General features: G+C 69.5%; 11 protein-coding genes, 1 other RNA gene and 1 pseudogene. 11 read left to right on the forward strand and 2 right to left on the reverse strand.

Features of this window, described 5'->3' with window-relative positions; translation table 11 throughout:
* A pseudogene (locus BGN95_RS02815) lies at positions 1–407 on the reverse strand (RluA family pseudouridine synthase); the annotation flags it as partial.
* A gap of 10 nt (positions 408–417) precedes the next feature.
* Here BGN95_RS02815 and BGN95_RS02820 point away from each other — a divergent pair.
* The 11 genes from BGN95_RS02820 to BGN95_RS02870 all read left to right on the forward strand — a co-directional run bounded on the left by BGN95_RS02820 (position 418) and on the right by BGN95_RS02870 (position 8824).
* Positions 418–825 (forward strand): M67 family metallopeptidase, encoded by a 408-nt coding sequence (locus tag BGN95_RS02820; protein WP_286771557.1) that lies wholly within the window; start codon positions 418–420, stop codon positions 823–825.
* 140 nt (positions 826–965) lie between these two features.
* Entirely contained in the window at positions 966–1610 is a 645-nt protein-coding gene (locus tag BGN95_RS02825; protein WP_265268419.1) for a histidine phosphotransferase family protein, read from the forward strand.
* A gap of 169 nt (positions 1611–1779) precedes the next feature.
* Positions 1780–4044, forward strand: a complete 2265-nt coding sequence (locus tag BGN95_RS02830; RefSeq protein WP_265268420.1) for a chemotaxis protein CheA — start codon at positions 1780–1782, stop codon at positions 4042–4044.
* Positions 4041–4466 carry a chemotaxis protein CheW gene (locus BGN95_RS02835; protein WP_265268421.1) on the forward strand — a complete coding sequence of 142 codons (426 nt, stop codon included), beginning with the start codon at positions 4041–4043 and terminating at the stop codon, positions 4464–4466. Before BGN95_RS02830 ends, BGN95_RS02835 begins: the two co-directional genes overlap by 4 nt.
* A 77-nt stretch (positions 4467–4543) precedes the next feature.
* Positions 4544–4909: a response regulator gene (locus BGN95_RS02840; protein WP_179511675.1), complete on the forward strand. Its 366-nt coding sequence runs from the start codon at positions 4544–4546 to the stop codon at positions 4907–4909.
* A gap of 34 nt (positions 4910–4943) precedes the next feature.
* Positions 4944–5972 carry a chemotaxis protein CheB gene (locus tag BGN95_RS02845; protein ID WP_286771558.1) on the forward strand — a complete coding sequence of 343 codons (1029 nt, stop codon included), beginning with the start codon at positions 4944–4946 and terminating at the stop codon, positions 5970–5972.
* Complete coding sequence (locus BGN95_RS02850) at positions 5969–6778, forward strand: CheR family methyltransferase (RefSeq protein WP_265312085.1); 810 nt, start codon at positions 5969–5971, stop codon at positions 6776–6778. Before BGN95_RS02845 ends, BGN95_RS02850 begins: the two co-directional genes overlap by 4 nt.
* A 56-nt stretch (positions 6779–6834) precedes the next feature.
* Positions 6835–7524, forward strand: coding sequence for an N-acetylmuramoyl-L-alanine amidase (locus tag BGN95_RS02855; protein WP_179511673.1), 690 nt, complete (start codon positions 6835–6837; stop codon positions 7522–7524).
* An 11-nt stretch (positions 7525–7535) separates the two neighbouring features.
* Positions 7536–7912: RNase P RNA component class A (rnpB, locus tag BGN95_RS02860), an RNA gene on the forward strand.
* A gap of 76 nt (positions 7913–7988) precedes the next feature.
* Positions 7989–8525, forward strand: coding sequence for a J domain-containing protein (locus BGN95_RS02865; protein WP_265268424.1), 537 nt, complete (start codon positions 7989–7991; stop codon positions 8523–8525).
* Positions 8522–8824 (forward strand): (2Fe-2S) ferredoxin domain-containing protein, encoded by a 303-nt coding sequence (locus BGN95_RS02870; RefSeq protein WP_265268425.1) that lies wholly within the window; start codon positions 8522–8524, stop codon positions 8822–8824. The genes BGN95_RS02865 and BGN95_RS02870 overlap by 4 nt, the downstream gene beginning before the upstream one ends.
* A 134-nt stretch (positions 8825–8958) precedes the next feature.
* On the opposite strand, the gene BGN95_RS02875 is transcribed toward BGN95_RS02870, so the two are convergent.
* On the reverse strand, positions 8959–9372 hold the full coding sequence (locus BGN95_RS02875) for a SufE family protein (protein WP_179511669.1): 414 nt from the start codon (positions 9370–9372) through the stop codon (positions 8959–8961).
* Between the last annotated feature and the right edge of the window lie 140 nt (positions 9373–9512).

Raw genomic sequence — 9512 nt, forward strand, 5'->3', positions numbered from 1 at the left:
CGCGCCACACCGCCGATCCCCGACAGGGAGCCGTGGCAATGATGCAGCAGCGCATTGACCAAGGTGCCGTCGAGATTGCCCGCCGCAGGATGGACGACCAGCCCGGCGGGTTTGTCGACAACGATCAGATGCTCGTCCTCGAACGCGATGAGGAGCGGGATATCCTGCGCCTCGTTATGCGCCGGGACGGGATCGGGAACGGTGACCGCGAAGGTCTCGCCCGCGGTCGCCTTGCGCGCCGGCTCGCGGACGAGCAGGCCGTCGCGCGAGACCTTGCCACCGGCGATCAGCACCTTCAGCCGCTCGCGCGAAAGCGTCGGAACGGCGTCCGCCAGCGCACGATCGAGCCGCCAGCCGTCGGCGGCCGGCGTGATCGTCGCTTGAATAACGGAAGCCCCCGGATACATCGTGTCTTAGATGGATAGCACGCTGGAAATTTCAAGACCAACATGGGACCGGATCGTCGCAGATGCGGCGGGGAGCAGCGACGAAATCTGCGGGCTGCTGCTGCGCCATCCGGACGGCCGGATCGAGGCGCGCGGCTGCGCCAATATCCACCCCCAGCCGGCGACGCGGTTCGAGCTGGACCCCGGCGCCTTGCTCGCCGCGCATCGCGCCGCGCGGGGCGGGGGGCCGGCGGTGATCGGGCATTATCATTCGCATCCATCGGGCAAATCCGAGCCTTCCGCGGAGGATGCGGCGCAGGCCGCAGCGGACGGGGCGATCTGGGTGATCGTCGCGGGCAGCGAGGTACGGGCGTGGCGTGCGGTGGGCGACGGGGCGATGCACGGACGCTTCGATCCGGTGGCGATCGTGGTGCGATAGGATCGATCTGCGCCTAACATCCGTTGCCGCACACCCCCCCCCGGGGTGACGAGGCAAAAGGTGCAGCCGATCGGCGGCGGGCTTGCGCCTGACTCCGCGCTTCGCCAAAAGGCGCGGCGTCACAGGGGGACCATATCAACATGACGATCAGCCCGGTCGATTTCGCCAGCCTGCTGTGCTCGCGGCTGTGCCACGACCTGCTCTCCCCGGTCGGCGCGCTCAACAACGGGCTGGAGCTGCTCGCCGACGAGACCGATCCCGCGATGCGCGAACGCTGCATCGAACTGATGAACGACAGCGCGCGGACTTCGGCCAACAAACTCAAATTCTTCCGACTCGCCTTCGGTGCGGCGGGCGGGTTCGGCGAGCTGGTCGATTCGCGCGAGGCGCAGACCGCGATCGAGGGGCTGCTCGGCGACAACAAGCGGCTTGAACTGCACTGGCTGGTCGAGGAGCCGCAGCTCCCCAAGACCGCGATCAAGGTGCTGCTCAACCTCGGGATGATCGCGGGTGACGCGCTGGTGCGCGGCGGCACGCTGGCGATCGGCGGCGAGAGCCACGGCGAGGTGACCGAGATCGTGCTCAAGGCGGAGGGCACCCGCATCGTGCTCGACGACGAACTGCGCCGGACGCTGGTCGACGGCGCCGACGGGCGCGAGGTGACCCCGCGCAGCGCGGCGGCCTATCTGATCCACACGCTCGTCGCCGAAACCGGCGGCTCGGTACAGGTCAGCGCGCCGGCGGAGAATGTGCTGCTGTTCGGCGCGACGATCCGGGCGGGGTAGAAGCGCAAAAACTTCCGCTCGGGCTGAGCTTGTCGAAGCCCTGCCCTTTTCTTCGAAGGAAGAAGGGCAGCCCTTCGACAAGCTCAGGGCGAACGGGTGTTGGGTGATCCGGTTCAATAGGGCGCGCTAAACCCCGATTTAACCGTCTGTCGCGCATGGCCGGCGCAAGATGGACGAATTGCTGCAGGAATTCATCGCCGAAACCCGCGAATCGCTCGAGGCGATCGCGGGCGAGGTCGTCGCGTGGGAGGCCGATCCAGCCGACCGCGCGCGGCTCGATGCGATCTTTCGCTTCGTCCACACTGTGAAGGGAAGCTGCGGCTTCCTCGATCTGCCGCGCGTCGGGCGGCTGGCGCATGCGGCGGAGGATGCGCTGGCGGCGGTGCGCGCGGGGGAACGCGTGCCCGATCCGGCTTTGGTCAATGCGGTGCTGGCGATCGTCGATCGCATCGGCGCGATCGTCGCGGCGATCGATGCCGGGGCGGCGCTCGAAGCATTGGGCGAGGAGGCGCTGATCGCGGCACTCGACCCGGCCTATCAAGGCGAGAAAGGGATCGTCCCGGCGCAGCCCGCGACGATCCAGCGCGGCCAATCGCGCAGCATCCGGCTGTCGGTCGACCTGCTCGACCGGATGATGAACGGCGTCTCCGAAATGGTGCTGGTGCGCAACGAACTCGCGCATCGGCTGGCGGAGAGCGGCGACCAGGCGTTCGAGGGCGCGCTCGACCGGCTGTCGCATACCGTCGCCGAATTGCAGGACGCGGTGACGCGGACGCGGATGCAGACGGTCGATGCCTTGTTCTCCGCCCTGCCGCGCGTGGTGCGCGATACCGCGGCCGAGCTGGGCAAGCAGGTGACGCTGACGATCGACGGCGGCGACGTCGAGCTCGATCGCGAGATGATCGAGCTGCTGCGCGATCCGCTCGTCCATATGGTACGCAACGCGCTCGATCATGGGATCGAAACCCCGGCCGAGCGGCGCGCGGCGGGGAAGCGCGACATCGGGCGGCTGGCGGTTTCGGCGCACCAGTCGGGCAATCGCATCATCGTCGAGATCGCCGACGACGGGCGCGGGGTCGATACCGAGCGGCTCGTCGCGGGGATCGTCTCGCGCGACCCGATGCGTGACGCCGAGCTGCGCGCGCTGAGCCCGCAGCAGCGGCTGGAGCTGATGTTCGAGGCGGGGGTGTCGAGCCGCGACATCGCGACCGCCACCTCGGGGCGCGGCGTCGGCATGGATGTGGTGCGCACCAATGTCGAACAGATCGGTGGCAGCATCGCGCTGCTGAACCGGCCGGGGCAGGGGCTGACCGTCTCGATCGAGGTGCCGCTGACGCTTGCGATCCTCTCGGCGGTGGTCGTCGAGGGCGGCGGGCAGACCTTCGCGCTGCCGCGGCAGGCGGTGCATGAGATCGTCGCGACCGCTGCCGGGGCGACGCGGATCGACCGGATCGGCGACGGACGGATCGTGACGATCCGCGACCGCCGGCTGCCGCTGATCGCGCTGGACGAGGTACTCGGGCTGCCGGTGCGCGATCCGGCGCTGCTGGCGGTGCTGGAGGTGCCGGGGGGCAGCTATGCGCTCGGCGTAGATACGGTGATCGACACCGAGGAAGTGGTGGTGAAGCCCGCCTCCCCGGCGGTGATGCGCGCCGGAGTCTATGCCGGGATGACGCTTCCCGACAGCGGGCATCCGATGCTGCTGCTCGACGCGGCGGGGCTGGCCGAGGTGGCGGGGCTGCGCTTCTCGCGGATCGATCGCGTCGAGGAGGAGGCGCCGCCCGCGGCGGTGGAGGAGGCGGGGATCGAGGCGCTGCTGTTCGAGGATATCGACGGCCGCCGCCGCGCGATCCCGCTCGCCGCGATCAGCCGGATCGAGCCGCTGCCGGCGGCGTCGGTGCATCAGGCGGCGGGGCAGCATTGGCTGAGCTCGGGCGGGGCGCCCGTCCGGCTGGTGTCGGCGGTGGCGTTGCGCGCGCCGGCGGACGGGTGGTCGGCATTGCGCTTGCCCGAGGAATTGGGCGGCGCGGCTTATCCGGTGCGCGAGCCGATCGACATCGTCCGGCTGCCGACCGACATCGCCCCCGCTGCCGCGCCGCTCGCCGGGGTCGCATTGATCGAGGGCGAGGCGATCGAACTGATCGACCCGCTCGCGCTGGGCGCGATGCCCGCCGCGCCGCGGCTGTGCCTGTTGCACGGCGCGGAAGCGGGGTGGATGGAGATCTTCCTCAAGCCCGCGATCGAGGCGGCGGGCTATCGCGTCGTGCGCCAGCTCGCGCCGGGCGAGATGGCCGAAGTGGCGCTGGCGATGGACGGCGAGGAGGAAGCGGGGGTCGAGACCGGGCGGCTGCTGCGATTGGGGCGTACCCCGGCCGATCCGCTCTATCGCTACGACCGCGCCGCGGTGGTCGCGGCGCTGGAGGAGGCGGCATGAGCGCGCGCGAGCTTCACCTCGTCGGCCGGCTCGGCGGGCGCGGGGTGCTGTTTCCAGCGACCCAGGTGCGGCGGGTGGTCGATATCGCCGATATCGTGCCGGTGCCGCATGCCGCGCCGGCGGTGCGCGGGCTCGCCGCGCTGCGCAGCCGGGTCGTCACCGTGATCGACAGCTGGCGGGTGCTCGACCTGCCGTCGCCGCCGCCGGGGCGGCATCGCGCGGTCACCACCGCGGTCGACGGCCATGTCTATGCGGTGCTGGTCGACGATCTCGAGGATGCCGAACCGGTCGAGGTCGTGCCGCTGCCGCCGGGCACCGCGCTCGGCGAAAGCTGGGCGGCGATCGCGACGGGCAGCGCGGTGCGCGACGGCGAGCCGCTGCTGGCGATCGACCTCGCGCGGCTGATCGCGCGGGTAGGTTGATCGAAGTTTAGAGCCTTAACCTCGTCGTTACCGCTTTCTGTCACCAAGCTTCGCCGCCGGTAGGCACAGGGTGCGTCATGAAGTCATGTCTGGTCGTCGATGATTCGAAGGTTATCCGCAAGGTCGCGCGGCATATCCTCGAGGGGCTCGATTTCGCGGTGGCGGAAGCCGCCGACGGGCGCGAGGCGCTCGATCATTGCGTCGCGACTCCGCCCGACGTGATCCTGCTCGATTGGAACATGCCGGTGATGAGCGGGATGGAATTCCTCCGCGCGCTGCGCGAGACCGCGCTCGCGCCGCTGCCCAAGGTGGTGTTCTGCACCACCGAGAACGGCAGCGCGCATATCCGCGCGGCGATCGATGCCGGGGCGGACGAATATGTCATGAAGCCGTTCGACCGCGAGACGCTGGAAAGCAAGCTGCAGATCGTCGGCGTCGTCTGAACCACGGCGCGCGATGCCGACAACGCTTCGTCATATGCCGGATGCCGCGCCGCGGGTGCTGATCGTCGACGATTCGGCGGTCGCGCGCGCGGTGCTGACCCGGATGACCGAGGAAGGCGGACAATTCGTCGTCGCCGGCGCGGTGCCCGATGTGCCGCGCGCCTTGGCGTTCCTCGGCAGCGCCCAGGTCGATGCGATCCTGCTCGATCTGGCGATGCCGGGGGTCGACGGGCTGACCGGCCTGCCCGATCTGCTCGCGGTCGGCGGCGCGGCGCGGGTGCTGATCGTCTCGTCGAGCGGCGAGCAGGGTGGCAAGGCCGCGCTTCAGGCGCTGGCGCTCGGCGCCGCCGATACGCTGGCGAAGCCGGGCGGCGCGCGTTTCGCCGGAACCTTCGGTGTGGCACTGCGCGAGCGGCTCGCGCGGCTGACCGAACCTGCCTCGGCGACACGCTATGCCCCACGCACCCCGCGCGTGGCGGAAGCGCCGTTCGAGGTGGTGGCGATCGGCGCCTCGACCGGGGGAATCCACGCGCTCTCCGGGCTGCTGCGCGCGATTCCGGCGGGATTCGACCGGCCGATCGTGATCACCCAGCATCTGCCGCTCGCCTTCTCGCCCTATTTCGCCGCGCAGATCGCGGTGCTCGGCAGCCGCCCGTGCGACGTCGCGCGGGATCGCATGCGGCTCGTGCCGGGGCGGATCGTCGTCGCGCCGGGCGATGCGCATATCGTCGCCGCCCCGCTGGGCGAGGACGGGTGCGTGTTGCGGCTGTCGGGCGAGGCGGTGGCGAACGGCAACATGCCGTCGGTCGATCCGATGCTGTCGTCGCTCGCCGAGGTGTACGGGCCACGATTGCTCGCGGTGGTGCTGAGCGGGATGGGGCGCGACGGGCTGGCCGGCGCGGCGGCGGTACGGCGCGCCGGGGGCACGGTGATCGTGCAGGACGAGGCGTCGTCGGTGGTGTGGGGGATGCCGGGCGCGGTGGCCGGCGCCGGGCTTGCCGATGCCGTGATGCCGCCGGATGCGATCGGCCGGCTGATCGCGCGTCAGGTGGCGCGCGGATGATCGGTGCCACATTGCCGGGCGGCGCAAGCAACGCAGCGATCGCGCGGCTGGCGAGCTTGCTGGAGGCCCACACCGGGCAGCGGCTGGCGGCGTCGCGCGCGTGGCGGGTCGATATCGCGCTCAGGCCGCTGGTCGCCGAATATGGGTTACTTACGATCGATCAACTCGTCGCGCGGCTCGATGCAGGGGAGGATGCGGCGATCGGCGAGCGGATCGTCGATGCGATGCTCAATCAGGAAACCTCCTTCTTCCGCGATCCGGGCACGATCGAGGGGCTGATCGCGGCATTGGCGGAAAACGGCGTCATGCGGCCGCGCCTGTGGTCCGCGGGATGCGCGAGCGGACAGGAGCCTTTGTCGCTCGCGATGACGCTCATCGGGCAGGAACGCGCGGGGGAGATCGTCGCAACCGATGTGTCGCCGGGGGCGATCGCGCGCGCGCGGGCGGGGCGCTACAGCCGGTTCGAGATCCAGCGCGGGTTGCCGGTGCGCCAGATGCTGCGCTGGTTCACCGAATGCGGCGCGCATTGGGTCGCGCGGCCCGAATTGCTGGCGCAGATTTCGTACCGCCGGCACAATCTGGTCGACGATCCCCCGCCGGCCGGGCGGTTCGACGCGGTGCTGTGCCGCAATGTCCTGCTCTATCTGTCGCCGACGTTGCGCGCGCGGGTGCTCGACCGGCTCGCGGCGGCGCTGCGGCCGGGCGGGTTGCTCGTGCTCGGCGCGGGCGAGACGGTGAGCGGGCAATCGCGCCATTTCGTTCCCAGCGCGCAGTTTCGCGGCTTCTACACGCGCGATAGCGGTTGATCCCCCCGGCTCGACCGGGCTAGCCACTGACAGCGGCCGGGCAACGGGGAGTGCGTATGAAGATCATCGAGGCGCCGTCGCCCAATTATGACGAACGGTCGCTGCCGATCACGATGATCGTGCTTCACTATACCGGGATGCAGGACGGCGAATCCGCGATCGCCCGGTTGCGCGATCCGGCGGCGAAGGTCTCGTCGCATTATGTCGTGGCCGAGGACGGCACGGTGCTGCGGCTGGTCGATGACGACAAGCGCGCCTGGCATGCCGGCCGATCGCACTGGCGCGACGTGGATGACGTCAACTCGGCGTCGATCGGGATCGAGATCGTCAATCCCGGGCACGAATTCGGCTATCGCCCGTTTCCCGACGAGCAGATCGACGCGGTGATCCGCCTCGTCCACGATATCAAGGACCGTTACGAGATCACCCGCGGCAATATCGTCGGCCATTCGGATATCGCGCCGGCGCGCAAGCGCGATCCGGGGGAGCTGTTCCCGTGGGGGAAGCTCGCGCGGCTGCGGCTCGCGCTGCCGCGTCCGACGCAGAATCTGATGGACCCGATGTGGACCCAATCGGGCTTCCTGATCGCGCTCGAACGCTTCGGCTACGATGTCAGCGATCCGCTCGCGGCGATCATGGCGTTCCAGCGCCGCTTCCGCCCCGAACTGATCGACGGCGAGATCGACGCCGAATGCCGCATGATCCTGCTCGCGCTCCTGCTTCCCAAACCGCGCGGAGACGATTAGGGACCGCTTTGCCAGAGGGCTGGGCGGCCGCGGCCTCCCGATAAGGGAGGGCGAGGAAAGTCCGGGCTTCACGGAACGACGGTGGCGGGTAACGCCCGCCGGGGGTGACCCCAGGGAAAGTGCCACAGAGAGCAGACCGCCAAACGCCCGCACGGGCGCGGCAAGGGTGAAAGGGTGCGGCAAGAGCGCACCGCGCGGCTGGTAACAGCGGCGGCATGGCAAACCCCACCGGAAGCAAGACCGAATAGGGGCGGCATATCGGCGTGTTCCCGCCGGTCGCCCGGGTTGGTTGCTTGAGCCTGTCGGCGACGGCAGGCCTAGAGGAATGGTCGCCCAGTCCCGCCTCGCGCGGGACGGACAGAACCCGGCTTATAGGCCCTCTGGCGCATTTATGATGAGGCGATAGCCGCCGTCGGCGCCGCGGCGGTTGCGTCTGGCGGCAATCGCCTTATGTCGCCGGCATCATGGCGCGATCGAGCAGATCAAATGACTGGGGCTTCCCCCGCTGGCGCGGCTACGGCAGTTCGCGGGAGACGAAGCAGGTGCGGCTGTGCGACCGGCACGGCTGCACCGAGCCCGGCGATTGCCCCGCACCCAAATCGCCCAACAGCCCCGATCGCTGGTATTTCTGCGAGCGGCATGCGGCGGAATACAATCGCGGCTGGAACTATTTCGAGGGGCTCGACGCCGAGGAAGCCGCCGCGCGCGAAGCCGCCGAGCGGCGCGACGCCTCGGGCTTCGAGCAGGCGCGCCACTATCGCTGGGGCGGCCCCGGCGACGGCACCCGCTCGCGGGATGAGATGCGTGCGCTGGAGGTGCTGGAGCTCGAGCCCGATGCCGATTTCGAAGCGGTCCGCGCGGCGTGGCGACGGCTGGCCAAGGCCAACCACCCCGATGTCCGCCCCGGCGACAGCGAGGCGGCCACGCGCTTCCATGCGATCCAGGCCGCTTATGAGGTGTTGCGCGTCGCCGAGGAAACGAAAAGCTGGCGGCCGGCGTGAAGCGCGCGCGGGCCGGATGGAACGGCGCGGTGTTGGTGTGCGGCAAATGCTCGCGCAAACTCGACGGCGGTTTCGGCGCGAAGGGGCGGAGCCGGCTGGCAAAGGCGCTGCGGCAATGCGCCGGGCTCGGCAAAGGGCGCAAGGCGAGCGTCGGGGTGATCGAGACGAAATGCCTCGGCCTGTGCCCGAAACATGCGGTGACGGTGGTCGACACGCGTCGCCCCGGCGAGTGGCTGGTGGTCGAGCCGGGCGAGGACGTCGCGGCGCTGGCGGCGCGATTCGCGTCGCCGGTGCGGTGATCACTAAGCCGCCGCATCCGGCCTATCGTCATTCCCGCGCAGGCGGGAATCCATAAGCAATGCGCTCACGCTTCCTTCGGCGGAGCCAGCCAGAATGGATTCCCGCCTGCGCGGGAATGACGAAGAAGGTTTATTCAGGCCAGCCGAGTCGCCGTCTCGCGGATCAGCGCGATCATATTGGGGATGCCCTGCGTCCGGTTCGAGCTGAGCTGGGTCTTGAGCTCGAACGGCGCGAGCGCGGCGTCGATGTCGGTGGCGCGCACCTCCGCCGGGGTGCGATCCTGCACCGTCGCCAGCACCAGCGCGATGATCCCCTTGGTGATCGCCGCATTGCTGTCCGCGAGGAAATGGAGCCGCCCGTCGGGCTGTTGCTGCGGATAGACCCACACGGCGGCGGAACAGCCGCGGACCAAGGTAGCGTCGGTCTTGAGCGCCGCGGGCATCGGCTCCAGCGCGCGGCCGAGATCGATCAGCAAGCGGTAGCGATCGTCGGCGTCGAGAAACTCATATTCCGCCTGAAGCTCGGCAAGATCGGTTGGGTCGGCCATCGCCGCGCGGGTAAAGCGTTGCGGAGGCCACGGCAACCTTTGGCCTTTTTTCTTCTCCCCTCCCTTGAACAAGGGAGCATCTGTGATGTTGATCAAGCGGGTCGAGGTATCCATGGCCGGTTTTGAGCGACGAGAGAGTT

The organism is Sphingomonas sp. 66-10, from assembly GCF_001897045.1.
Classification (GTDB): domain Bacteria; phylum Pseudomonadota; class Alphaproteobacteria; order Sphingomonadales; family Sphingomonadaceae; genus Sphingomonas; species Sphingomonas lycopersici.

Excerpts from the sequence above, each read along its gene's own strand:
- BGN95_RS02865 (WP_265268424.1), top strand. The coding sequence starts at position 7,989 with ATGGCGCGATCGAGCAGATCAAATGACTGGGGCTTCCCCCGCTGGCGC.
- BGN95_RS02855 (WP_179511673.1), top strand. The coding sequence starts at position 6,835 with ATGAAGATCATCGAGGCGCCGTCGCCCAATTATGACGAACGGTCGCTG.
- BGN95_RS02835 (WP_265268421.1), top strand. The coding sequence starts at position 4,041 with ATGAGCGCGCGCGAGCTTCACCTCGTCGGCCGGCTCGGCGGGCGCGGG.
- BGN95_RS02825 (WP_265268419.1), top strand. The coding sequence starts at position 966 with ATGACGATCAGCCCGGTCGATTTCGCCAGCCTGCTGTGCTCGCGGCTG.
- BGN95_RS02845 (WP_286771558.1), top strand. The coding sequence starts at position 4,944 with ATGCCGGATGCCGCGCCGCGGGTGCTGATCGTCGACGATTCGGCGGTC.
- BGN95_RS02830 (WP_265268420.1), top strand. The coding sequence starts at position 1,780 with ATGGACGAATTGCTGCAGGAATTCATCGCCGAAACCCGCGAATCGCTC.
- BGN95_RS02820 (WP_286771557.1), top strand. The coding sequence starts at position 418 with ATGGATAGCACGCTGGAAATTTCAAGACCAACATGGGACCGGATCGTC.
- BGN95_RS02850 (WP_265312085.1), top strand. The coding sequence starts at position 5,969 with ATGATCGGTGCCACATTGCCGGGCGGCGCAAGCAACGCAGCGATCGCG.
- BGN95_RS02875 (WP_179511669.1), bottom strand. The coding sequence starts at position 9,372 with ATGGCCGACCCAACCGATCTTGCCGAGCTTCAGGCGGAATATGAGTTT.
- BGN95_RS02840 (WP_179511675.1), top strand. The coding sequence starts at position 4,544 with ATGAAGTCATGTCTGGTCGTCGATGATTCGAAGGTTATCCGCAAGGTC.